The following is a 20762-nucleotide window of genomic DNA, read 5'->3' as shown; positions in this document are numbered from 1 at the left end:
GGGGTAAAGCCAGGCAACATGGGGCCATCCCGGGACGGTCTTCGCCGGCTCGGAGGTGCCGATCCCGGCGCCGCCGGCAGCGGAGCTAGTACTGCGACTTCACGGTCGACATGGAGCGCCTCGCGGCAACTCCGGTGCTGCACTCTGCGCGCTCGATGACCACGTAATCGATCAGCATATTGTCGTTGCTGGCGCCGTCCGGACAGGCGACCCAGTTGATACAGAGGGTCACGCCCTGTGCGCAGTAGGGTTCGAGATCCACGCCGCCCCAGCTGCTGCTGGCGCTGTTCCAGCTGCCGTAGGTATGCTCGGACATCTGCATCACGTGGCTCCAGACCGTGACACCGTTCACACTCACGGAGGCCGTCCCGCAAGCGCTGTTGACGTAGCCCATCCATTGCCAGCTCAGCGGCGAGCCGTCGATGAAGATCTCCTGGCAGAAGCTGTTGCTGTTCGGATAGCCGCAGAAACCACCCAGCCAGGCGGCCAGCACGCCGTCGTAGGCGGGATAGCCCCAGATCGGAGTGGGATCGAGGATCCAGTTGCAGGTGGTGTTGGTCGTGCAGCGCCAGGCCGAGCCCGTTGTGTAGGGAGACCCGTCTTCTCTGCACGGGCCGAACTCGAAGCTGCCGTCGTAGACGAGACCCAGGCGATCGCGCTGCGCCGGTGGGCTAGCGACACCCGGCGCCGTGAAACCGTCGGCGGTCAGGGTCATCGCGCTTGCCGTCGAGGCCACGATGAACATCGTCACCGCAATCGCTAGCTGCCGTAGCATCCCGCTCCGCCCCCCGCCGATATCGGAAGACCACGGGCAACTCCGACGCCCGCGCGGGGAATGCGGCCCGCGCGCCAGGGTCCCGCCGTCTCGACGCTGGCGATTATAGCCTCGAAACGCGAGTTCAGCCACGCTCTTCAAGCGCCGGCGCCTGCGCACCGAAGACACGAAGGGCTCGCCTCGCGGCGAGCCCTCGATCGATGGGGAGCTTCAGGTACGCCCATAGGGATTCGAACCCCAAACCTTCTGATCCGTAGTCAGATGCTCTATCCAATTGAGCTATGGGCGCAGGGCGGAGAGGCAGGGATTTGAACCCTGGGTGAGTCTTTCGACCCACACGCGCTTAGCAGGCGCGCACCTTCGGCCAAACTCGGTCACCTCTCCCGGCGACACAGGCGGAGGACGAGGGACTCGAACCCCCAAGGGCAAAGCCCCGCGGTTTTCAAGACCGCTGCCTTACCAGTTAGGCTAGTCCTCCCGATCCCGAGCGCCCGGAGGATAGCCCGTCCCAAGCCGGCGCGCAATATATCAGCGACGGCGGAACCTGTCAATCCACCCGCGGTTAAGCCACTCGCTCTGCTCCGTCTCTCCCTGCGGCGCTTCGGCGCTCTCCGCGGCCGCGACGCCTGCCCCGCGCTGGCGGCGGCGCCGCCAGGCGGCGACGATGAACAGAAGCGCGAGGCCGAAGAAGAGCGGCGCCGTACCGAAGAGCAGAGACCAGCGCCGGAATCCCGGCATCACCTCCCCATCGAAGCGGATGTAGAAGGCGCTTGGCCGCTCGCCCCGGCTGCACTCCAGCGCGTCCGCGAAGGGAACGCCCGCCTCCAGCGCCTCGAACAGCGCTGCCCAGCCCTCGCCGTCCCGGGCGAGCGCCTGCACCGCCGCCAGCGACTGGGCATAGGCCAGCTCGGCCCGTGGTCCCGTCGCCGGAAAGGCCCGCTCGAGCTGGGCGAGCGGGATCGCGCTGCCCGTCCAGGCGGCGCGCCCGAGTCGCCAGAGCGCCTCCATGCTCCACTCGCCGGCGCGCAGCTGGGCGTAGCCCTCGTGGAACCAGCGCGGGAGCGCGGCGCCCCGCGTGCGCCGATCCAGCAGCAGGTGCGCCAGCTCGTGGCGCAGCAGCACCGCGGAACGGCCCAGATCGAGCAGGTGGCGCTTGTCGATCAGCACCGTGCGTCCCCGCTCCAGCACGAGCGCCGCCGCCCACTCCGGATTGCGGCCGCCCGCGAGCCGGCTGAACTGCTCCCCGTCGGCCGCGATCAGGAGGCGGATCGGCGAGGTGTCGACTGGCCGTTCGGAGACGGGCAGGGCGCGGAGGAAGGCCTCGGTCAGACGCCCCAGCTCCGCGGCCAGGGCGCTGTCCGGCGCCTCGCTCTCCACCTGGACCGCCGGCAGCGGCGCGGCCGCGAGCCCCGGTGCCCGCGCGAGCAGTGCAGCGAGGGCGAGCCAGGGGGCGAGGGCGCGAAGGCGTCGCATCGGAACCTCTCAAGCGCAAGCAGGCGGGCGAGATGCCGCTTCGGCCCCGCCGGCGCTCATGCTAGAATGGAGGGGAAGCCGCCCCCGGCGAAAGGAAAAAGCGCGGATGGCAGCCTCCCGCCAAGGCGCTCGACTGGCCCTCCTCCTCCTGACCGCGCTGGCAGCAGCCGCGCAGGCAGGCCAAGTCCGCCTCGTCAGCCACAACCTGCTGAACTACCCGGGCAGCACGGGCGCCGCGCGCGCCCCCCACTTCCAGACCGTCCTCGCCGCCGCGGCGCCGGACCTGCTCCTCGTCCAGGAGATGCTGGGCCAGAGTGGCGTCGACCAGTTCCTCGCCCAGGTCCTGGAGCCGCTGGCCCCGGGGGCCTGGAGCGCCGCGCCCTTCCACGATGGCTTCGATACCGACCGCGCCCTCTTCCTGCGCGCGGACTGCGCCAGCGTGCTCGCCGCCGGCTGGCTGGACACGGCCCTGCGCGACATCGACTGGTGGGATCTGCGCCTCGCCGCCTCGGGCGACACGCTGCGCGTCTACAACCTGCACCTGAAGGCCAGCCAGGGGAGCAGCGAGGAGCAGCGGCGATACGAGGAGTGCCTCGTCCTGCGCGCCAGCCTGGACGCGCTGCCGGCCGGCCGCGCCGTACTCGTCTGCGGCGACTTCAATCTCTACACGGCCGCCGAGCCGGCCTGGCAACTCCTGCGCAGCCCCGGTCCGGGCCAGCTCTTCGATCCCCTGGCCGCCGAAGGCGCCTGGCACGACAATCCGGCCTTCGCGACCGTGCACAGCCAGAGCACCCGCACGAGCGACTTCGGCGGCGGCGCCACGGGCGGCCTGGACGACCGCTTCGACTTCCTGCTGCCGGGCGCCGCCCTGCTCGACGGCCTGGGCCTCGAACTCGAGCCCGCCAGCTACCTGACCCTGGGCAACGACGGCGCCCACCTCAACCTCTCGATCGTGACGGGGGTCAACGGCGCCGTCAGCGCCGAGGTCGCCCAGGCCCTGCACGAGGCCAGCGATCACCTGCCGCTGTGCGTCGACCTGAGCTGGAGCGAGAGCACGGCCGTGGCCGAGCTGCCCACGGCGGCGCGGCTCGACGTCTGGCCGAACCCCTTCAACCCGACGACGCGCCTGCGCTTCCGCCTGCCCCTCGCCGGACCGGCGCGCCTGGAGATCTTCGACCCGCAGGGGCGGCGAGTGGCGCGGCTCTTCGCCGGCGAGGCGCCCGCCGGGTCGCTGGCGGTCGACTGGCAGGCTGGGTCACTGCCGGCCGGGCTCTACCTGGCCATCCTCAGCCAGGACGGCCGCCCTGTCGCGCGCAGCAAGCTGGTGCTGCTCAGGTAGGGCGCCGGCGCACCTCAGTCGCCGCGCTCGATGATCCCGTGCCCCACCACGCACTCGCCGGCGTAGAGCACGAGGCTCTGTCCGGGCGCTGCCGCGCGCACCGGTGTCGCGAAGTCCACGTCGAAGGCGGTACCGTCCCAGCGCCAAGCGCGCAGCGGCTGCGCCGGGCCGCGGTGGCGGATGCGTGCAGTCAGCGCGCTGGCGATCGCGGTCCCGTCGCCGCCCGCGAGGGCCGGATGCAGCCAGGCTTCACCGCAGCGGAGGCGGCGGGCGATGAGCGCTTCCGCCTCCCCGACCACGACCTCGCCCGTCCCTGTGTCGACGCGCAGCACGTAGCGCGGCGCGCCCGCCGCCAGGCCGAGGCCGTGGCGCTGGCCGACGGTGAGGAGCGCGGCGCCCGCGTGCTCGCCGAGCCGGCGCCCCTGCTCGTCGAGCAGGGGTCCGGGCCGCAGCAGCGCGCGCTCGCCGAGGTAGTCGCGCAGGCTGCGCCCGCCGAGGAAGCAGACGTCCTGGCTCTCGCGCTTCTCGGCCACGTGCAGGCCGTGGCGGCGCGCCACCGCGCGCGTCTCGGCCTTCGTGAGCGCGCCGAGCGGGAAGAGGAGCCGCGCATAGAGCGCTGGATCCATGGCGGCGAGGAAGTAGCTCTGGTCCTTCTCGCCGTCGATCGCGCGGGCCAGGCAGAGCCGGCCCTCCAGCGCGAGCAGGCGCGCGTAGTGCCCCGTGGCGACGGCGTCGAATCCGCCGGCCGCCGCCTCCTCCACGAAACGCGGAAAGCGCACCAGGGAGTTGCAGCGCAGGCAGGGGTTCGGCGTGCGCCCGGCCGCGTAGGCAGCCGCGAAGTCGTCGATCACCTGCTCGCGGAAGCGGGCGGTCTCGTCCACGACGCGGTGGGGAATGCCGAGCTGCGCACAGACCGTTCGGGCGTCGGCGATGGCGTCCACCGAGCAGCAGGAGCGGCCGGGCAGCTCGTCCGTCTCGGCGAGGCAGAAGTTCTTGGTGGTGGCGCCTTCGACGACAGCGCCCTGCTCCAGGAGCAGGGCGGCCGCCGCGGAGGAGTCGACGCCGCCGCTCATCGCCACGAGGACGCGGCGGCCGGCCAGGGGCTTCATCGGATCACGTAGCCGCGCGCGCGCGCCAGCTCCTCCTTCGCCTTTTCGAGCAGGGTCTCCCACTCGTCGCTGCCGTGCTCGATCTTGCGGGAGTAGCTCTCCAGCCGCTTCACGGCCGCTTCGTTGATCTCCTCCTCGATCTCCAGGTCCTGGGCGATCCAGATTTCGAGCCGGTCCAGGAAGGCGCGCTCGGTGATGGTGATGTCCACCAGCTCCTCATCGAGCAGGCGGTCGGCGAGCCGGCCGGCGATCACCTCGATGCGCTCCTCGCTCAGCCTCATAGGGTGTACCCCCGCTTGCGGGCCAGCTCCTGCTTCAGCTTGCGCCGGAGCACCATCTGGTCCAGGTCCCCATGCGCGATCTGCCGCTCGTACTGGTCGAGGAGAGTGTTCACTTCGTCGTCGATCTCGTCCTCGACGCGTAGCTCCTCGGTGATCTCCCAGGCGATGATGCGCTCGAGCTCGTCGGCCTCGATGTTGAATGCGACGGCGTCGTGCTCGCGCATCAGGCGGACCAGCTTGTGCGCCAGATAGTCGATCTTCGCTGGGCTCAGGCGCATGATCCTCCTCGTCGGGCTGAATCTAGCCGAGCGGCTGCGGCCTGTAAAGGCCCCGACCCGGCCCGGCGACCTGTGCCCGTTTCTTGCAGCCGGCTGCCGGCGACCCCCGGCCGGGGGTTGCCTGGGAGGACGCATGGGCAAGCCGGAGAAGCCGGCGGGCACGCAGGGGCAGTTCTCGCGCTGGCGACAGCTGCAGCGCGAGATGCAGGGCGCGCTCGCGGCGCGCCTGGACGCGCTGCTCGAGCCGCCGCCCCCCTACCTCGCCCGCTACCGCGCCCGCTTCGAGGCCGAGTTCCCGGCCTGGACCGGCCGCGTCCTCGCGCCCGCCGACCTCGACGTCCGCCTCGCCGCGGCCGAACTCATCTTCATCGGCGACTACCACAGCCTCCCGCAGTCCCAGCGCACCGCGCTGCGCCTGCTGCGTCGCCTGCAGCGGCGCGGGCGCGCGCCGGCCCTCGCGCTGGAGATGCTGCCCGCCGAGCGCCAGGCCCTCGTCGACGCCTTCCTCGCCGGCCGCCTAGCGCGCGCTCGCTTCGTGCAGCAGGTGGAGGCGGAGCGGCTCTGGGACTTTCCCTGGCAACCGGTGCAAACCCTGCTCGATTTCGCGCGCTACCACCGGCTGCCGGTGATCGCGCTCAACACGCGCCCCCGCCGTGCCGAACGGGCGCTCGCCGAGCGGGACCGGCGGGCGGCCGCGCTCATCGCCGCCCAGCGGCGGCGCGAGCCCGCGCGCCCGCTCCTCGTCCTCTTCGGGGACTACCACCTCGCCGACGGCCACCTGCCGGCGGCCGCCGCCCGCGCCGGCGCGCGCGCTGGGCTCCCCCCCGCGCGCAGCCTGCGCATCTTCCAGAACCAAGAGGCGCTCTTCTGGCAAAGCCTGACGCCCGCGGGCCGGGCGCCCGAGATCCTCGCCCTGGCGGGCGGCGATCTCTGCATCCAGAGCGCCACGCCACTGATGAAGCTGCAGTCCTACGTGCACTGGCTCAGCTTCCATGCCGGTGAGCGCGAGGACTGGGCCCTGCCCGACCCCGCCGATCTGAGCGAGGATCTCGGCCTGGAGGTCGACGGCGCACTGCGCCGCATGGGGCACTTCCTGCGCATCCCGCTCCTCGAGCAAGCGCCGCCGCGGGTCTTCTGGATCGCCGAGCCCGACTTCGCGCGGCGCATCGCGCGCGCCGCGGGCTGGCGGGACGAGGAGCTGGCCCTCGTGCTCGCCTCCCTCCGTCTGGGCGAGGACTGCTATCTGCGGGAGCGGGATCTCGCCGTGATCGCCGATCCCTCCCCCAACCGCCTGGCCGAGCTGGCGGCCCGCGTCCTGCACAGCCGCACGAGTCGGCTCGCCCTGCGCCCGCGCTCCCTGCCCGACGACTTCTACCTGCGCGTCGTCCAGGCCGCTCTCCACTTCCTGGGCTCGCTCCTCATCAATCCGCTCCGGAAGAGCCAGGACCGCCCGGCGCTGCTGCGCTACCTGCGCGAGGACGGCAGCGGCGATTGGCGGGGCCGCGCCGAACTGCTGCTCGCCTACCTGGAGGCCGAGGAGCGGCTCCAGCAGAACGGCGAGTTCGACGGCTTCAGCCCCCGGTTCTTCAACCTCGAAGCGCCCCTGCACCGCGCCCTCACCCGCGCCATCGGCCGCAGCCTCGGCAGCCGCCTGCACGCCGCACTGCTCGCCGACGCCCTGGATCCGATCTGGCTGCGGTCGCTCTGGTTCGAGCCCTTCCACCTGGAGGGCAGTCCCCTGCGTCGCTACCTCGAGATCCTCGAGCATCTGAGCGGCGAAGAGGACCGCGCGGGGCGCCAGGAGCCCGAGCGGCTCTAGGCTCCCTCGCCCGCGAGCAGCGCGGGCAGGCGGGCGAGCAGGCGGGCGTCGGCCGCTGGGAAGGGATAGTCGCCGAGGCGTCCGGGAGCCACCCAGGCGATGGCCTGCCCCGCCCGGCCGCGGGGCTCGCCCGCGAAGCGCGCCACCCGGTGCACGATGAGCGTCAGGCGGAGCTGCGGGTAGTCGTGGTCGATGCGCTCGAGTTCGGGCCCGATCTCGGCCGCGATGCCGAGCTCCTCTCGCAGTTCGCGCGCGAGCGCCCCCGCCGGCGTTTCGCCGGGCTCGAGCTTGCCGCCGGGGAACTCCCAGACCGCCCCCAGGGGATCGCCGTCCGGTCGGCGGGCGATGAGCACAGAGCCCGCGCGGACGAGCACTCCGGCGACCACGGTGATGCGGCCGGCGCCGCTGCCCGCCGCCATCGCCCGGGGCCCGCTAGCGCTCGAGCCGGCGGCCCAGACGCGCTTCGAGCGCGGCCGGCTTGCGCTCGAGCTCGCCGCTGCGGCCCACGCGGTCGTCGATCTTGATGCAGGTCGAGACCCGCCCGCTGCGCTCCCGCATCAGGAAGTGGCAGCGCTTGACGAGCGCCAGCACGGCGTCCCACTCGCCCTCGATCGTGGTGCCCATCGGCCCTGTCTTGTAGGGCAGGCCGCTCCGGTCGATGAGGTCGAGAACGGCCGCGACGTCCTCGCTCAGGCTCTCCCCCCTGCCGACGGGGGCGATCGTCAGGAAGACGAGCATCTCAATCGCGCGAGTTGCGCAGGACGAGCAGACGCAGGAGCTGCAGGGCGCTCATCGCGGCCGCGGCCACGTAGGTGAGAGCCGCCGCGTCGAGCACCTTCTTGGCGCCGGCCGCCTCGTCCACCTCGAGATAGCGGCCGTCCTTGAGCAAGGCCATGGCGCGCCGGCTGGCGTCGAACTCCACCGGCAGGGTCACGAGGTGGAAGAGCACGGCCCCGGCGAAGAAGAGGATGCCGACGTCCATGAGCATCCGCACGCCGCTGAAGAGGAAGCCGATGAAGAAGGGGGGGAAGGCGAGCATGCTCGCGAAGCCCACCGTGGGCGCGATGGCGCTGCGCAGGGCGAGCGGCACGTAGCTCTGGGCGTGCTGGAGGGCGTGGCCGGTCTCGTGGGCGGCAATCGCGAGCGAGGCGAGGCTGGCGCGGTCGTGCACCGCCGGGCTCAGGTTGACGGTGCGGTTGCGCGGGTCGTAGTGGTCGTCGAGCTGGCCCTGGGTAGTGCGCACGCTCACGCCCCGCAATCCCTGGCTACTGAGCAGCCGCTCGGCGACCTCGCGGCCACTGAGGCCGCGCCGCGAAGCGACCGCGAGGCCGGCACGGTAGGCGCTGCGCACGCGCATCTGCGCCCAGAAGGCGAAGAGCAGGGCGGGAGCCAGCAGGATGAGCGTGGGATCCCAGAACAGGAAGGCGAACATCGGCATCGGTTCCTCCGGGGCAATCAGTTCGGCTCGGGGCCATCGGCGTCATTCGCCGCTTCCGCCCGCGTGAAGTCGGCCAGCACCTCGCGCGCGCGCTCGAGATCGCGCCGGTAGACTCTGAGCTCGGCGTGGCCCTTCTGCGTCTGGAAAATCCCGTCCAGGGGCGTCGAGTGCCAGGTCAGCAGCTGGCTGGGGATCCCCTGGTCCTCCAGGAGGCCTTCCAGCACTTGGGCGGCGATGGCCGTCTCCACGGTGCAGAGCTTCACGAGTTCCAGCGGATCCGGGGGCGGCTCCAGCGGCATCTCGGCTCCCTTCGCCGGGGTTGGGGACAATATAGCCCGGCGGCGACGCGCGGTCATCCCCCTTGGCGGCGACGGCGGCCGTCGAGGCCATCGCCTTGAAAACGCCAGAGTTCCGGGATCTGCAGGATTGACAAGCGGCCGGCCATCCTCTAGCTTTCGGCGGACTCCCCCAGCAGCGCCCCAAGGACAGCGGAGGTCAGCGGAAGCCATGTTCAAGCGGCCCGCTCAACTCATTGCCCTGGCCCTGGCCTGCGTGGTCGCCCTGCCCGGCGCCGCTCAGGCCATCCTCCTCGGCAATCACCAGGTCACCATCGACCTCCTCGGCAGCACGCAGTACTTCGAGTTCGCCGAGTTCAAGGAATACGAGTTCCCCATCCAGGGGCTGGACTGGGGCTTCCGCCTGCAGGATCTCTACGACGTCGATTTCCGCGACCCGAGCATCCCCTTCGACTCGCCCCTGCAGAACCGCAATGCGCTCAAGCTGAGCTTCCTGGGCAACCTGGACGTCGGCCTGCGCGTGCGCACGGCGATCAGGCCCCGCTGGGGGATCGAGGGCTACGTCAAGTACACGCCGGTGGATCTGGTGATCGAGTACAACGGGCAGGAGCTCTCGGCGGCCACCTTCACGCGCTACTCGGGCGTCACCAATCCCGGCGACCCCGAGGATCTGCTGAACTGGGTCGTCGGCGATTACCCCACCTACCACGTCCTGCGCTTCGGGGCGAACCTGGACTATGTCCTCTACCGCGCCCGGAACAACGCGATCAACTTCTACGGCGCCGTGGGCGCTGGCGCGATCACCTACAAGATCTCCGGACAGCTCTTCGTGCCCACGGACTACCCCGCCGAGCAGAACGAACCCAGCGCGCCAGAGGACATCAGCTACCTCCTGCCCAACGACACCTTCCTCTCCGCGAATCTCGGCCTGGGCGGGATCTTCTTCCTGCACCGCCTGGTGGGCGTCAACGTCGACTTCCGCGCCTCCTACTCGCCCTTCGAACTGAAGCGGATCGAGGAGTTCGACACCAGCAAGCAGCACTGGCTCTGGAGCGCGAGCATCGGCTACACGTTCCGGCTCGGCTAGGCGGGTCGGTCCCGGTAACGGCAACGCCTCCGGTGGCAACCGGAGGCGTTTTCGTTCAGGCGCCTTGGCCGGAGTCCTCGTGCATGCGCAGGGGCGGGATCCTGTACTTGCGGTCGATCATGCGGATCGCATCGAACACGGCGCGCAGCCGCTCCTGAAGCGCCTGCAGCCGCTCCTGTTCCGCGAGCGGCAGCGGCTTGCCGTCCTTGCGGCGCCAGTGCTGGTGGTACTTCTCCCGCAGGATGGCGTGCAACTCGGCCTCGAGTTCGGCGAGGCGGGCCTGCTCGTCCGGGATCTGGCTCATCGTCGGCTTCTCCGTTGATCGGCGGCTGAGGCCAAGATAGCATCTCGGCCTGCGCTTGCCACCCCCAGCCGCGGCGGCTACCGCATGGCCATCGCCCTCATCGCCGACACCCACGGCAGTCTGCCGCCGGCGCTCTTTGCGCGCTTGGCCATCGGGACCCACGCCCTGGACGACGGGCGGCCGCTCGCCCGCGCCGCCTGGCCGCGGGACTGATTTTCCGCCCGCGGCAAGGGTCGTCCGCGGACCGGGATGCCACGCGGCAGGGCGAGGCAGGATGGGGAGTCCTCGGCAAGCAGAGCCCGGCGCGATCCTTGCTGCGCCGTCTCCAGGCAAGATCCAGCCCGGCGCCCCCTGCGGGCGCCGTCGGAGGATCCGCGGGAGGTCGAGTTGACACAGCTGGCCACCGTTCGTCAGAGCGGCGCCGCTCGCGTGCGCGCGCTGCGTGAAGCGCTGCTCGCCCTGCGGCGCGAGCAGGGCTTGCTCGTCGCGGAACTGGTCTGGAACGAGATGCGGGCCAAGGAGATCCAGCTCAGACTTGAGACGGCACCGAGCCCGGCCGAGCCGGCCGAACGGGCGCAGCTCGCCCGCGATCTGCGGCGCCGCCTCGAGTTGATCCGCAGCCTCGCGCGCTGGGAACAGGACGCCGACCGCAGCTACCGGCGCCAGCAGCAGTCGCTGGCGGCCCTCGTCAGCGCGGACCCGGCGCTGATCGCTGACCTGCCAGAGGGGCCCGCGCTCCTGACGGGTGGCGGACTCGAAGCCATTGCGCGCAGCGCGGCCGCCGAGCTGGGTCTCTCCCTGGACGGGGGCGTCGACGGCTGCTGAGGGCCGGATGCCCCCCAAATGAAGAACCTCCGCGGCCGGCGGCCGGGAGGTTCGGGTGCCCGGGGCGAGACTTGAACTCGCACGAACTTTCGTTCACTGCCCCCTCAAGACAGCGTGTCTACCAATTCCACCACCCGGGCTCGTGCTAGTTGCCGGCCGGAGCCGGCTCGGCGCTTCCCCCCGCGGGGCTCGGCGCCGGCTGTCCCTCGCCGCCCTGTGCGGGGGCCGGCTGTGTCTGGATCTGGCTGGACAGGGGGGCCGACTGCTCGACGTCGTAGACGTCCAGCGCCCCCGACTGCTGCCGCCTGCTGATGATGCTCTCCGACGCCTCGCCCCCGCTCCGCGAACGCGAGGACAGAATGGCCAGGAGCAAGGCCAGCGCCATGAAGGAGGCGGCCAGCCAGACCGTCAGCTTGCCGAGAAAGGTCGCCGCGCTGCGCCCGCCGAGAACCGAGCTGTCGCTGCCGCCGCCGAAGGCGCCGGCCAGGCCGCCGCCCTTGCTCGACTGCAGGAGCACCACGATCACCAGGATCAGGCAGACCAGGATGAAGAGTGTCAGGAAAACGGCGTACATGTGCCCTCACCTCGGCAGTCGCAGCGGGACCAGGACGGGGAAAGCGCAAAATATCAAGACCCTAGGGCGCTGTCAAGACTGGCCGTAGGGCGGAATCAGGGCCAAGAATGAGCCCGCCTGGAGGCTCGCGCCCCCCACCAGCCCCCCGTCGATGTCCGGCTGGCCCATCAGCTCGGCGACGTTCTCCGGCTTGACGCTGCCGCCGTAGAGGACGCGCAGCTCCTGGGCCAGCGCTGCACCGAAGCGCTCCCAGAGGCGCAGGCGGATGGCCGCGTGCACCTCCTGGGCCTGGGCGGCGGTCGCCACCCGACCCGTGCCGATCGCCCATACCGGCTCATAGGCCAGCGTGACGAGGGCGAGCGCTGTCTCGTCGAGCCCGGCGAGGACGCCGTCCAGCTGCCCGAGCACGACCGCGAGGGTGCGGCCGCCTTCGCGCTCGGCCAGGGTCTCGCCCACGCAGAGAATCGGCAGCAGGCCGGCCGCCAGGGCCGCCCGCGCCTTGCTCGCCACGCCGGCGTCCGTCTCGCCGAAGCACTGGCGCCGCTCGGAGTGACCGAGAATGACCCAGCCCGCGCCGGCCGCCCGCAGCATCGGACCGCTGATCTCGCCGGTGAAGGCGCCCGCGGGCTCGGCGTGGAGATTCTGCCCGGCGACGCCGATCGGCGCCTCCGCGAGGGCCTCGACGACGGCGGCCAGCGCGAGCGCCGTCGGGGCGACGACGACATCCGCGCCGCGCTCGCGGCCGCCCAACCCGGCCGCCAGGGCGCGGGCCAGCGCCGCGGCTTCGCGCGGGGCCAGGTTCATCTTCCAGTTGCCCGCGATCAGCGGACGCCTGGAACTCATACCACGGCTTCCTTGGCGTCGGTGAGGGCTTCCACGCCCGGAAGAACGCGGCCTTCCATGAACTCGAGGCTGGCGCCCCCGCCCGTCGAGACGTGGGTGAAGCGCTTGGCGAGCTTGAGCTGGGTGATCGCCGCCACGGAGTCGCCGCCTCCCACCACGGTGATCGCCCCCTGGCTCGTCGCCTCGGCCAGCGCCTTGGCCAGGCTCAGGGTGCCCCGCGAGAACTTGGGCACTTCGAAGACGCCCATCGGCCCGTTCCAGAAGACCGACTTCGAGGCCTGGATCACCTGCGTGTAGAGGTCCACCGTCTTCGGACCGATATCCAGGCCCATCCAGCCCTCGGGGATGTCCGTGGGCAGCACGACCTGGGTGTCGGCGTCGTCGCTCAGCTCGCGCGCGACGACGATGTCCACCGGCAGCAGGATCTCGCGCTTGCTCTCCTTGGCGCTGCGGATGGTCTGCAGGGCGACCTCGAGCAGGCTGGGATCGACGATGCTCTTGCCCACGCCCAGGCCCAGCGCCTTGAAGAAGGTGAAGGCCATGCCGCCGCCGATCATCAAGGTGTCCAGGTGCTCCAGGAGGTTGCGGATGATCGGGATCTTCGTGCCCAGCTTGGCGCCGCCCAGGAGCGCGCAGGCCGGGCGCTCGGGCGCGCTGAGCAGCTGGCCCAGGAAGCTGAGCTCCCTCTCCATGAGCAGACCGGCGGCGCGGTATTCGAAGTGGCGCGTCATCCCCGCGGTGGACGCGTGGGCGCGGTGCGCGGTGCCGAAGGCGTCGTTCACGTAGAGGTCGGCCAGCGCGGCCAGCTCGGCGGCGAACTCGGGGCTGTTGGCCTCCTCGCCCGCATGGAAGCGCAGGTTCTCCAGCATCAGGATGCTGCCGTTGCGCATCTGGGCGACCGCTTCCTGCACCTCGCGCCCCACACAGTCGCGCGCGAAGCGGACCGGGACGTCCACGAGCTCCGCCAGCCGATCGGCGGCGGGCGACAGGCTGTAGGCCGGGGCCACCTTGCCATCCGGCCGGCCGAGATGGCTGCCCAGGATGAGGATGGCGCCCCGGTCCAGCAGCAGGCGCAGGGTGTCCAGCGACGCGCGAATCCGCGTGTCATCGGTGACTTCCTGGCGCTCGTTCAAAGGGACATTGAAATCGACGCGCACGAAGACGCGCCTTCCCGCCACATCCAGGTCGCGAACGGACAGCTTCGAGAGCATGGGGGCGCTTTCCTTCGCTGTGGGACGCCGGCCGCCCCCGGCGGAGGCGGCCGCGGCAGTCCCGGTGCAGGATCGGAGGCGCGGGCCGGTGCGGCGCCTGCGCAGGCGCCGACTCCGAGTGCGCACAAGTTACTCAGGCCATCTTCGGCCTGTCAAGGGAGACCCCGGCGGGGGGCACGCGCGTCACGGTGAGCGCAAGCAGGCGTCCTGACGCCGCGCCCCCGAGCGCCGCCTGACAGGCGCGCAGGGTGCTGCCGGTAGTCGCGAGGTCGTCGATTGCGATGAGGCTGCCCAGTTCGGGCAGCGCGCCGCGCGCGAAGTACTCGCCACCGGCCTGCCGGAGGCGCTCCGCGCGGCCTCGGCCCGCCTGGCGGCCGGCGAAGAGGCGCCGGCGCAGGGGCTTGAGGAGATGCCCCTCGCCGAGCCGCTGCCGCAGCGCCGAGGCGAGCAGTTCGCTCTGGTTGAAGCCGCGCGCCAGGCGCCGCGGCAGGGGCAGAGGCACGGGCAGGAAGTACCAGGGGCGAGGCGGTGCGGCCGTCCAGAGCCGCCAGGCCAGACCGTCGACGAGCAGCGGTAGTGCGCCGTCGCGGCCGCTGTACTTCAGTCCTTTGAGCAGTGCGAGCACGGCGACGCCGGGCGCATAGGGCCAGAGCAGCGGCAGACCGGGCGCGAGCGTGAGCTGGCCGGCCTCGCGGCGCAGACCCTCCGCGCAGCCCGTGCAGAGTGCTGCGAAGCGCCGCCAGTCCCCTGGCCGATCGACGCGCTCGCCGCAGGCCTGGCAGAGACTCGGCAGGCAATCGGCGAGGAGACGGCCCCATTGCATTGGCCATGACTCCCGGTCGGAATCGCGGCGGGAGGCTCAGACCGAATCGGTAAAGAGCGCCCGGCGCATCGCGGCGAGGGGGGCCGCCTGCCCGGTCCAGAAGGCGAAGGAGGCCGCGCCCTGGGCGAGGAGCATCTCGCGGCCGTCGGCGCCGCGCGCGCCCTCCGCCCGGCAGCGCGCGAGCCAGGGCGTGCTCGCCGTCTGCAGCTCCAGCACGGCCGGCCGCTCGCCGGGGGAGGGCAGGGGCGGCAGAGGATCCGCCGCCGCCAGACCCAGGGCAGTGGCCTGGATGATCAGATCGAAGCCCGGCGGGCAGCGCCCCGCGACGAGGGTCGCACAGCTCGCGCGGGAGTCGCTCGCGGCGAGTTCGGCGAGCAGGCGCTCCGCGCGCGCGGGATCGCGGTTCCAGACCGCCAGAGCGGCGACCTTGGCCGACAGCAGGGCGGCGAGCGCGGCCCGCGCCGCCCCACCCGCCCCCAGCAGGAGAATGCGCCGGCCGGCCAGACCCTCCGGCAGCAGCGCCGCCGCTGCCTGCCGGCAGCCCGCGAGATCCGTGTTGTGCAGCGCCCAGCGGCCATCGTCCTCCAGCCGGAGTGTATTGACCGCGCGGAGACCGCGCGCCTCCTCGCTCGCGCTGGCCGCAGCCGGCGCCAGTAGCGCCCAGGCGAGCTCCTTGAGGGGCAGGGTCAGATTCAGCCCGCGGTACCCCGCGGCCGCCAGCGCCGCCAGGCGCGCGGGCAGTGCAGCGGCGGGACAGCGGATCGCCTCGTAGCCGCCGGCCAGGCCGAGCGCCGCCAGCGCCGCATTCTGGATGCGCGGCGAGAGCGAGTGGGCGATCGGATCGCCGAGGACGGCCAGGCGCAACATCAGGCGGCCCGCCGCCGGCGCGCGCGCAGGTGCAGGACGACCGCCGCCCCGGCGAGAGCGATGCTCAGCCACTGGTTGACGCTCAGCCCGCCGACGGTCATCGCCTCCTCGTAGTAGCGGAACTGGTCGACGGCGAAGCGCTTGGCGCCGTAGAGCAGGAGGAAGGCGGCGAAGGTGGCGCCCTCGTAAGGCCGCCGGCGATCGATGAGCAGCAGCGCGGCGAGGATGAGCAGCCCCGCGAATGCGGAGTAGAGCTGCGCCGGGTGGATGGGCACGCAGTCGCCGGCGTGGGCGTGCCCGGCCGCCAGGCTCAGCGCCGTGCGCGCGGCCTCGCTGCCCGCCGGGAAGCAGACGCCCAAGGGGCCTGCCGTCGGCAAACCGAAGCAGCAGCCGTTCAGGAAGCAGCCGATGCGCGTGAAGAGCAGCCCGAGGCCGAGGCTGGGGGCCATGACGTCGGCCATGCGCAGGAAGGGCACCCCGCGGCGGCGCAGGAAGAGAGCCGCGCTCAGGAAGCAGGCCAGGAGACCGCCGTAGAGGGTCAGCCCGCCTTCCCAGAGCGCGAGGATGTGCCACCAGCGTCCGGCGTAGGCGTCCAGGTGGAAGACGACGAAGAAGAGGCGAGCGCCCAGGATCGCGCTGATGATGAGGATCTGGAAGAGGTCCAGGACGTCCCGCTCGGCCACGCCGCGGGCGGCGGCGCGGGACCTGGCCAGCAGGAGACCGAGGAAGAAGCTCAGCGCGAGCAGGGTGCCGTAGGCGTGCAGGGTGAGCGGTCCCAGCTTGATCAGGTCGGGATGCATCGAAGGTTCCTCCCGGGAAGGGCGCGCGCCGCCGCGCCTGGCGTGCACCGCCAGCCGCTACGGCGCATCAGTAGCGGCTCCAGTTGCGCGCGATGTTCATCTGCAGGCCGAGCAGGAAGCTCGTCGAGATCAGGACGCTGCCGCCGAAGCTCATGCCGGGCAGCGGAATGCCGGTCACCGGCGCCAGGCCGATGGTCATCGCCACGTTGACGAAGACGTGGAAGAGGAGATAAGCGCTGATCCCCACCGTCAGCAGCTGCGCGAAGGGACTGTGCGCCTTGCCGGCCAGCCGGAAGCCGCGCAGGATGAGCCAGGCGTAGAGCCCGAGCAGGCACAGCGCGCCGAGGAACCCGAATTCTTCCCCCACGACCGAGAAGATGAAATCGGTGTGCCGGGCCGGCAGGAAGGCGAGTCCCTTCTGCGTGCCCTGCAGGTAGCCGCGGCCGACCAGACCGCCCGAGCCGATCGCCACCTTGGACTGGAAGATCTGGTAGCCGGCGCCGAGGGGGTCCAGCCCGGGATCGAAGTAGACGAGGATGCGCTTCTGCTGGTAGGGCAGGAGGCTGTCCCAGACCCTGGGCACCGCGAGGCCGACGGCAATGGCTGCGATCAGGAAGACGCTGCGTTCGAGCAGGGAGACGCGCGGCGACAGCAGCATGATCACGAAGAGCGCCGCCATGTAGAGCGTCCAGAGCAGGTGCACGAGACCGAATCCCGCGGTGCCCTGAGTCTCGCCGTAGAGCACGATCGCGCCACTGATCAGCGGCGCGGCCAGGATCAGGAGGCGGCGCAGGGAGAGGCCGCGCCAGAGCAGCATCGGGACCGTGAGCCAGAGGAAGGTGATGGCCGTGCCGAGATCGGGCTGCTTGAGCACGAGGAAGGTGGGCGGCAACACGAGGGCGAGCACCCAGCCGACCTGGGAGAGGCGATCCGGATCCCCACGCCGGGCGGCCAGGAAGGAGGCCAGCATCAGGATCATGCCCGCCTTCGCGAACTCCGACGGCTGCAGGCTCAGCGGTCCCAGCACCAGCCAGCGCTGAGTGCCCCCGCGCATCGGCGGCAGCACGAAGAGCAGGATGAGGACGAGCATGCTGGCGCCGTAGAGCAGCCAGCTGAGGTAGTCCTTGTAGATGCGGAAGGGGATCATCGCGCTCGCCCACATGACGCCGATCCCGAGCAGCGCCCAGAAGATCTGCCGATAGAAGAAGCTGCGGCTGATTGCGGCCGTCGCGCGCGCGCCGTAGGCGAAGTCCCCTACCGACGGCGAGCTCACCGAGAAGAGCATGAGCAGGCCGAAGCAGAGGATGGCTGCCCAGGGCAGCAGGATGCCGATCTCGACGGCGTCGCCGCGCAGGCGCAGGCGCGGGATCATGGTCGCCGCTCCGCGGGCGCTGGCACCGGCACCGGGAAGCCCGGCCGTTCCCGCCGCAGGGGCGCTACGTCGAGCTTGAAGTGCGTCACGACGAGCTGGCGGAAGATCGGCGCGATGCTGCTGCCATGCTCGCCGTGCTCGACGATGAGCGCGACGGCGATCTCCGGATTGTCGGCCGGCGCGTAGCCGCAGAAGTAGGCGTGTTCCTTGCCGTGCGGATTCTGCACCGTGCCCGTCTTGCCGGCCGTGGGGAAATCGCGCAGCGCACTGGCGGCCGCCGTGCCGCCCCCGCCGAGCACGTTCTCCATGCCCTGGCGCACCGTGGCCAGCGCCGCGAGATCGAGGCCCAGCCGCTCGCCGCGCACCGGCGAAAACGGCAGCGTGGTGTTGCCGGCGACGTCCTCCAGGTGATGGCGCAGGCGCGGCACGGGCAGGAAGCCACCGTTGCCGAGCGCCGCGTACAGCCGCGCCATCTGAACGACGTTCACCAATAGCTCGCCCTGGCCGATGGCGATGTTCCAGACACTCCCCGTCGACCAACCGCGCTTGCCGAAGCGCTTGTCGTACCAGGCGCGGTCCGGCACCAGCCCGCGCGACTCGCTGTCGAAGTCGCCGCCGCTCTTCGCGCCGAGCCCCAGTCGCCGCGCCTCCCAGGCGATGTGATCCGCCCCCAGGCGCTCGCCGAGCTGGTAGAAGTAGACGTCGCAGCTGCGCGCGAGGGCATCGACTGCGGCCAGGCTGCCGTGCCCGCGCTCCTCCCAGCAGTGGAACACGCGATTGCCCAGGCGCAGGCCGCCCGTGCAGCCGCGGAAGTGGGTCTCCCGCGTGATCAGGCCGCGCTCCAGGCCGGCCAGCTGGACGACCGGCTTGAAGGTGCTGCCGGGCGAGTAGGTGGCCTGCGTGAGGCGGTTGAAGAGGGGCTTGCCCGGATCCTCGCTCAGCTCGCGCCAGAGCGCGGTCGGAATGCCGCCCACCAGCGCGTTGGGGTCGAAGGCCGGCCGGCTGGTGGCGGCGAGGATCTCGCCCGTGTGGACGTCCATCACCACACCGGCGCCGGCACCCCAGTAGGTGAGCGCGCTGTCGAGCTGGGCGCAGAGCTCCAGATCCAGCGTGAGCACGAGGGTCTGGCCCGGCTCGGGAAAAAGCGACTGCACGGTCTCCAGTTCCGTGCCCCGGGCGTCGACGAGAATCATCTCCTTGCCGTCCGTGCCGCGCAGGACGGACTCGTAGGTCTTCTCGAGGCCGGAGCGACCGACCAAGTCGCCGGGCCGGTAGGCGCGGGCGGTGCGGTCGTCGGGCACTAGTTCGTCCTCGCGGACCTCGCCCACGTAGCCGATCAGGTGCGCCAGCCCGGGCCCCAGCGGGTAGTAGCGGCACTCCCAGTCGCGCAGATCGAGCCCGGGCAGGCTCGGCAGTTCCTCCTCCAGGCGGTGGAGGGCCGAGCGCTCCAGGCTCCGCTCGAGGATCACGCGGGGCGCGCCGGCCGCGCGCCCGGTGGTCACGGCGGCGGCCAGGGCGAACTCGTCCTTGTCCATCAAGGCGGCGAGGCGGGCGAGCAGACCCGGGTTGCGCTCGGCGCTCCGGATGGCGAGGCTCGCCTCGCAGGCGGCCTGGTTCTTGGCGAGCACCTTGCCGTTGCGGTCGAGGATGAGCCCCCGCGGCGCCGGGATGCGCAGCTCGCGGAACTGGTTGTCCCGCGATAGGCGCAGGTAGCCGCCCGAGGAGATCACCTGGATCTGGAAGAGGCGCAGCACGAGCAGCGCGAAGAGGATCCCCGCCAGGAGCACGATGCGGCGGGCCCGCTCCGGCTGAGCGGCCTCGCTATGCCCGTTGCGGCGGTTCATGCAGCAGGCGGGCCCCCTCCCGCAGCAAGTGCACGAGGAAGAGGATCACGAGGTAGACCAGGGCGGTCAAGAGCGAGCCGAGCAAGGCATAGCGCATCCAGGCCCAGAGGGCGTCCGCCAGCGACCAGGCCGAACGCGGCAGCAGGAAGACGGCCTGCGCGGCGAGCGAGGCGAGCGTGAGCAGGATCAGGCGCGTGCCGAGGTCGTCGCGGTTGACCTTCTCGCGCATGTCGCCCACCGCGAAGCCGAGCAGGCTGTAGGCGAGCGCGCTGCCGCCCAGGACGGAGTAGTTGCCCAGGTCCCGCAGGAAGCCGACGAGGAAGCCGTAGAGCGCACCGGGGCTGCGCCCCCGCCGCAAGGCAATCCAGAAGACGACGAGGAAGGGATAGTCCACGCCGATTCCCCAGGGGCGCAGCCAGCGCTCCGTGATCGGATGGAAGAGCGCCAGCAGCAAGAGCACGAAGAACTGGAAACGGGTTTCGATCATGGCCGGGCGCTCCCGGCGCGCGGAGCTCTGCCCTGAGCGGCGGCGAGGCTGTCCGCCCGCGCCAGGCTGTCGGCGAGCGCTGTGCTGTCCACGGGCTCGACGAAGGGCACCGGGAAGCCCGGGGCATCGTAGCTGACGGCGGTGACGACGAAGACATCCTCCAGGCGCGCCAGAGGCGCCGCTGGCTCCAGGCGAACGTCCTGGTGCAGCGCGCCGGGCGGGCTCGTCACGGTCTTCACCGTGCCGACGAGGAAGCCCTCGGGGAAGCGGCTGCCCAGGCCGCTCGTCATGAAGAGGTCGCCGACCTGGATGTCCTCGCTCAGCTCCACGCGATCGACGCTGAAGCCGCGCCGGGGATCCCACTTGAGCACGCCGAGCACGCGGCTGCGGCGGTCGCGGCAGCTGACCGCGCAGTCGGCGCTGGCGAGCATGTGCACCTCGGCGCTGCCGTCGTGCACGGTGAACACCGAGCCGATGAGGCCGCCGGGACTGACAACCGGCATGCCCTCGCGCACGCCGTCGCGCCGACCGCGATCGATGCGCAGCAGATTGCGCTCGCGGAAATCGACCGGATAGCTGAGCAACTCCGCAGGCAGGAACCGGTAGCTCTGGCGGTCGCGGAACTCGAGGAGGCGGCGCAGGCGCACGGCTTCGCGCCGGTACTCCTCGCCGCGCCGCCACTCGTCGGCCAGGGTCATCAGGCGCTCGCGCAGGGCTTCGTTCTCCCCCTGCAGGCGGCGCAGATGCCCGTCCAGCCACAGCGCTCCGTTGGCCGGCGCGTAGACGACGCTGCCCAGGCCGCGGGCCAGGTTGAAGCGGAAGCCGCTGGGCAGTCCAAGCAGGGCGATGGCCGCCACGGCGCAGGCGACGAGCACCGCGCGATCGCGGTGCCGCTGCAGGATGGCGGGCAGGGCCAT

General features: G+C 71.6%; 24 protein-coding genes and 4 tRNA genes. 4 read left to right on the top strand and 24 right to left on the bottom strand.

What is annotated here, in order from left to right; all coding sequences use genetic code 11:
- Positions 1 to 85: 85 nt before the first annotated feature.
- The 5 genes from FJ251_01280 to FJ251_01260 all read right to left on the bottom strand — a co-directional run bounded on the left by FJ251_01280 (position 86) and on the right by FJ251_01260 (position 2248).
- Positions 86 to 775, bottom strand: a complete 690-nt coding sequence (locus FJ251_01280; protein ID MBM4116367.1) for a hypothetical protein — start codon at positions 773 to 775, stop codon at positions 86 to 88.
- Between the two features lie 212 nt (positions 776 to 987).
- Positions 988 to 1064: transfer RNA gene (locus FJ251_01275), tRNA-Arg, on the bottom strand.
- Between the two features lies 1 nt (position 1065).
- Positions 1066 to 1159, bottom strand: a tRNA-Ser gene (locus FJ251_01270).
- Positions 1160 to 1168: 9 nt separating this feature from the next.
- A tRNA-Ser gene (locus FJ251_01265) sits at positions 1169 to 1253 on the bottom strand.
- Between the two features lie 50 nt (positions 1254 to 1303).
- The gene (locus FJ251_01260; GenBank protein MBM4116366.1) at positions 1304 to 2248 is read right to left on the bottom strand and encodes a hypothetical protein; all 945 of its coding nucleotides are present in this window, start codon (positions 2246 to 2248) and stop codon (positions 1304 to 1306) included.
- Between the two features lie 106 nt (positions 2249 to 2354).
- Between FJ251_01260 and FJ251_01255 the strand changes: the two genes are divergently transcribed.
- Positions 2355 to 3587, top strand: a complete 1233-nt coding sequence (locus FJ251_01255; GenBank protein ID MBM4116365.1) for a T9SS type A sorting domain-containing protein — start codon at positions 2355 to 2357, stop codon at positions 3585 to 3587.
- A 14-nt stretch (positions 3588 to 3601) separates the two neighbouring features.
- Here FJ251_01255 and mnmA read toward each other — a convergent pair whose 3' ends face one another.
- Genes mnmA through FJ251_01240 form a run of 3 tightly spaced genes read right to left on the bottom strand, consistent with a single transcriptional unit; the run spans position 3602 to position 5390 of the window.
- Positions 3602 to 4696 carry a tRNA 2-thiouridine(34) synthase MnmA gene (gene mnmA / locus FJ251_01250; protein MBM4116364.1) on the bottom strand — a complete coding sequence of 365 codons (1095 nt, stop codon included), beginning with the start codon at positions 4694 to 4696 and terminating at the stop codon, positions 3602 to 3604.
- On the bottom strand, positions 4693 to 4977 hold the full coding sequence (locus tag FJ251_01245; GenBank protein ID MBM4116363.1) for a DUF507 family protein: 285 nt from the start codon (positions 4975 to 4977) through the stop codon (positions 4693 to 4695). The genes mnmA and FJ251_01245 overlap by 4 nt, the downstream gene beginning before the upstream one ends.
- Positions 4974 to 5390, bottom strand: a complete 417-nt coding sequence (locus tag FJ251_01240; GenBank protein ID MBM4116362.1) for a DUF507 family protein — start codon at positions 5388 to 5390, stop codon at positions 4974 to 4976. Before FJ251_01240 ends, FJ251_01245 begins: the two co-directional genes overlap by 4 nt.
- Here FJ251_01240 and FJ251_01235 point away from each other — a divergent pair.
- On the top strand, positions 5254 to 7074 hold the full coding sequence (locus FJ251_01235; protein MBM4116361.1) for a ChaN family lipoprotein: 1821 nt from the start codon (positions 5254 to 5256) through the stop codon (positions 7072 to 7074). The two genes, FJ251_01240 and FJ251_01235, sit on opposite strands and share 137 nt — an antisense overlap.
- Here the strand turns inward: FJ251_01235 and mutT are convergent.
- The 4 genes from mutT to FJ251_01215 are packed head-to-tail and all read right to left on the bottom strand — an operon-like array spanning position 7071 to position 9021.
- Positions 7071 to 7493: an 8-oxo-dGTP diphosphatase MutT gene (gene mutT / locus FJ251_01230; protein ID MBM4116360.1), complete on the bottom strand. Its 423-nt coding sequence runs from the start codon at positions 7491 to 7493 to the stop codon at positions 7071 to 7073. The two genes, FJ251_01235 and mutT, sit on opposite strands and share 4 nt — an antisense overlap.
- Positions 7494 to 7506: 13 nt before the next feature.
- A complete protein-coding gene (locus FJ251_01225) occupies positions 7507 to 7818 on the bottom strand; it encodes an MTH1187 family thiamine-binding protein (protein ID MBM4116359.1) in 312 nt (103 codons plus the stop codon).
- On the bottom strand, positions 7814 to 8506 hold the full coding sequence (locus FJ251_01220) for a zinc metallopeptidase (GenBank protein ID MBM4116358.1): 693 nt from the start codon (positions 8504 to 8506) through the stop codon (positions 7814 to 7816). Before FJ251_01220 ends, FJ251_01225 begins: the two co-directional genes overlap by 5 nt.
- 23 nt (positions 8507 to 8529) lie before the next feature.
- Positions 8530 to 9021: a DUF2007 domain-containing protein gene (locus tag FJ251_01215; GenBank protein MBM4116357.1), complete on the bottom strand. Its 492-nt coding sequence runs from the start codon at positions 9019 to 9021 to the stop codon at positions 8530 to 8532.
- On the opposite strand from FJ251_01215, the gene FJ251_01210 reads away from it, so the two are divergent.
- Entirely contained in the window at positions 9020 to 9895 is an 876-nt protein-coding gene (locus FJ251_01210; GenBank protein ID MBM4116356.1) for a hypothetical protein, read from the top strand. The two genes, FJ251_01215 and FJ251_01210, sit on opposite strands and share 2 nt — an antisense overlap.
- A 55-nt stretch (positions 9896 to 9950) precedes the next feature.
- Here the strand turns inward: FJ251_01210 and FJ251_01205 are convergent, their stop codons facing one another.
- Positions 9951 to 10199 carry a hypothetical protein gene (locus tag FJ251_01205; GenBank protein ID MBM4116355.1) on the bottom strand — a complete coding sequence of 83 codons (249 nt, stop codon included), beginning with the start codon at positions 10197 to 10199 and terminating at the stop codon, positions 9951 to 9953.
- Positions 10200 to 10586: 387 nt separating this feature from the next.
- Between FJ251_01205 and FJ251_01200 the strand changes: the two genes are divergently transcribed.
- Positions 10587 to 11024, top strand: coding sequence for a hypothetical protein (locus FJ251_01200; protein ID MBM4116354.1), 438 nt, complete (start codon positions 10587 to 10589; stop codon positions 11022 to 11024).
- Positions 11025 to 11077: 53 nt separating this feature from the next.
- On the opposite strand, the gene FJ251_01195 is transcribed toward FJ251_01200, so the two are convergent.
- The 11 genes from FJ251_01195 to mreC all read right to left on the bottom strand — a co-directional run bounded on the left by FJ251_01195 (position 11078) and on the right by mreC (position 20762).
- Positions 11078 to 11164: transfer RNA gene (locus FJ251_01195), tRNA-Leu, on the bottom strand.
- Between the two features lie 5 nt (positions 11165 to 11169).
- Positions 11170 to 11598, bottom strand: a complete 429-nt coding sequence (gene secG, locus FJ251_01190) for a preprotein translocase subunit SecG (protein MBM4116353.1) — start codon at positions 11596 to 11598, stop codon at positions 11170 to 11172.
- A gap of 72 nt (positions 11599 to 11670) precedes the next feature.
- Positions 11671 to 12441 carry a triose-phosphate isomerase gene (locus tag FJ251_01185; protein ID MBM4116352.1) on the bottom strand — a complete coding sequence of 257 codons (771 nt, stop codon included), beginning with the start codon at positions 12439 to 12441 and terminating at the stop codon, positions 11671 to 11673.
- Complete coding sequence (locus tag FJ251_01180) at positions 12438 to 13652, bottom strand: phosphoglycerate kinase (protein MBM4116351.1); 1215 nt, start codon at positions 13650 to 13652, stop codon at positions 12438 to 12440. Before FJ251_01180 ends, FJ251_01185 begins: the two co-directional genes overlap by 4 nt.
- Before the next feature lie 133 nt (positions 13653 to 13785).
- Positions 13786 to 14475 (bottom strand): ComF family protein, encoded by a 690-nt coding sequence (locus FJ251_01175; GenBank protein MBM4116350.1) that lies wholly within the window; start codon positions 14473 to 14475, stop codon positions 13786 to 13788.
- 36 nt (positions 14476 to 14511) lie between these two features.
- Positions 14512 to 15342 (bottom strand): shikimate dehydrogenase, encoded by an 831-nt coding sequence (locus FJ251_01170; GenBank protein ID MBM4116349.1) that lies wholly within the window; start codon positions 15340 to 15342, stop codon positions 14512 to 14514.
- Positions 15342 to 16142: a prolipoprotein diacylglyceryl transferase gene (lgt, locus tag FJ251_01165; protein MBM4116348.1), complete on the bottom strand. Its 801-nt coding sequence runs from the start codon at positions 16140 to 16142 to the stop codon at positions 15342 to 15344. Before lgt ends, FJ251_01170 begins: the two co-directional genes overlap by 1 nt.
- 67 nt (positions 16143 to 16209) lie before the next feature.
- A complete protein-coding gene (rodA, locus tag FJ251_01160; protein MBM4116347.1) occupies positions 16210 to 17514 on the bottom strand; it encodes a rod shape-determining protein RodA in 1305 nt (434 codons plus the stop codon).
- The gene (gene mrdA, locus FJ251_01155; protein ID MBM4116346.1) at positions 17511 to 19358 is read right to left on the bottom strand and encodes a penicillin-binding protein 2; all 1848 of its coding nucleotides are present in this window, start codon (positions 19356 to 19358) and stop codon (positions 17511 to 17513) included. Before mrdA ends, rodA begins: the two co-directional genes overlap by 4 nt.
- Positions 19336 to 19845 (bottom strand): rod shape-determining protein MreD, encoded by a 510-nt coding sequence (gene mreD / locus FJ251_01150; protein MBM4116345.1) that lies wholly within the window; start codon positions 19843 to 19845, stop codon positions 19336 to 19338. The genes mrdA and mreD overlap by 23 nt, the downstream gene beginning before the upstream one ends.
- On the bottom strand, positions 19842 to 20762 hold the full coding sequence (gene mreC, locus FJ251_01145; GenBank protein ID MBM4116344.1) for a rod shape-determining protein MreC: 921 nt from the start codon (positions 20760 to 20762) through the stop codon (positions 19842 to 19844). Before mreC ends, mreD begins: the two co-directional genes overlap by 4 nt.

This window comes from bacterium (assembly GCA_016873475.1).
In the GTDB taxonomy this organism is placed as follows: Bacteria; Krumholzibacteriota; Krumholzibacteriia; order JACNKJ01; family JACNKJ01; genus VGXI01.
This window is presented reverse-complemented; position numbering and strand designations above follow the sequence as displayed.

What these genes read in the sequence shown, in the direction of transcription:
- FJ251_01185 (MBM4116352.1), bottom strand. Translation starts at nt 12,441, where the DNA reads ATGAGTTCCAGGCGTCCGCTGATCGCGGGCAACTGGAAGATGAACCTG.
- mreD (MBM4116345.1), bottom strand. Translation starts at nt 19,845, where the DNA reads ATGATCGAAACCCGTTTCCAGTTCTTCGTGCTCTTGCTGCTGGCGCTC.
- FJ251_01245 (MBM4116363.1), bottom strand. Translation starts at nt 4,977, where the DNA reads ATGAGGCTGAGCGAGGAGCGCATCGAGGTGATCGCCGGCCGGCTCGCC.
- FJ251_01260 (MBM4116366.1), bottom strand. Translation starts at nt 2,248, where the DNA reads ATGCGACGCCTTCGCGCCCTCGCCCCCTGGCTCGCCCTCGCTGCACTG.
- secG (MBM4116353.1), bottom strand. Translation starts at nt 11,598, where the DNA reads ATGTACGCCGTTTTCCTGACACTCTTCATCCTGGTCTGCCTGATCCTG.
- rodA (MBM4116347.1), bottom strand. Translation starts at nt 17,514, where the DNA reads ATGATCCCGCGCCTGCGCCTGCGCGGCGACGCCGTCGAGATCGGCATC.
- FJ251_01240 (MBM4116362.1), bottom strand. Translation starts at nt 5,390, where the DNA reads ATGCGTCCTCCCAGGCAACCCCCGGCCGGGGGTCGCCGGCAGCCGGCT.
- FJ251_01180 (MBM4116351.1), bottom strand. Translation starts at nt 13,652, where the DNA reads ATGCTCTCGAAGCTGTCCGTTCGCGACCTGGATGTGGCGGGAAGGCGC.
- mnmA (MBM4116364.1), bottom strand. Translation starts at nt 4,696, where the DNA reads ATGAAGCCCCTGGCCGGCCGCCGCGTCCTCGTGGCGATGAGCGGCGGC.
- mrdA (MBM4116346.1), bottom strand. Translation starts at nt 19,358, where the DNA reads ATGAACCGCCGCAACGGGCATAGCGAGGCCGCTCAGCCGGAGCGGGCC.
- mutT (MBM4116360.1), bottom strand. Translation starts at nt 7,493, where the DNA reads ATGGCGGCGGGCAGCGGCGCCGGCCGCATCACCGTGGTCGCCGGAGTG.
- mreC (MBM4116344.1), bottom strand. Translation starts at nt 20,762, where the DNA reads ATGGCCCTGCCCGCCATCCTGCAGCGGCACCGCGATCGCGCGGTGCTC.
- FJ251_01205 (MBM4116355.1), bottom strand. Translation starts at nt 10,199, where the DNA reads ATGAGCCAGATCCCGGACGAGCAGGCCCGCCTCGCCGAACTCGAGGCC.
- FJ251_01215 (MBM4116357.1), bottom strand. Translation starts at nt 9,021, where the DNA reads ATGGCTTCCGCTGACCTCCGCTGTCCTTGGGGCGCTGCTGGGGGAGTC.
- FJ251_01255 (MBM4116365.1), top strand. Translation starts at nt 2,355, where the DNA reads ATGGCAGCCTCCCGCCAAGGCGCTCGACTGGCCCTCCTCCTCCTGACC.
- FJ251_01170 (MBM4116349.1), bottom strand. Translation starts at nt 15,342, where the DNA reads ATGTTGCGCCTGGCCGTCCTCGGCGATCCGATCGCCCACTCGCTCTCG.
- lgt (MBM4116348.1), bottom strand. Translation starts at nt 16,142, where the DNA reads ATGCATCCCGACCTGATCAAGCTGGGACCGCTCACCCTGCACGCCTAC.
- FJ251_01210 (MBM4116356.1), top strand. Translation starts at nt 9,020, where the DNA reads ATGTTCAAGCGGCCCGCTCAACTCATTGCCCTGGCCCTGGCCTGCGTG.
- FJ251_01175 (MBM4116350.1), bottom strand. Translation starts at nt 14,475, where the DNA reads ATGCAATGGGGCCGTCTCCTCGCCGATTGCCTGCCGAGTCTCTGCCAG.
- FJ251_01235 (MBM4116361.1), top strand. Translation starts at nt 5,254, where the DNA reads ATGATCCTCCTCGTCGGGCTGAATCTAGCCGAGCGGCTGCGGCCTGTA.
- FJ251_01220 (MBM4116358.1), bottom strand. Translation starts at nt 8,506, where the DNA reads ATGTTCGCCTTCCTGTTCTGGGATCCCACGCTCATCCTGCTGGCTCCC.
- FJ251_01280 (MBM4116367.1), bottom strand. Translation starts at nt 775, where the DNA reads ATGCTACGGCAGCTAGCGATTGCGGTGACGATGTTCATCGTGGCCTCG.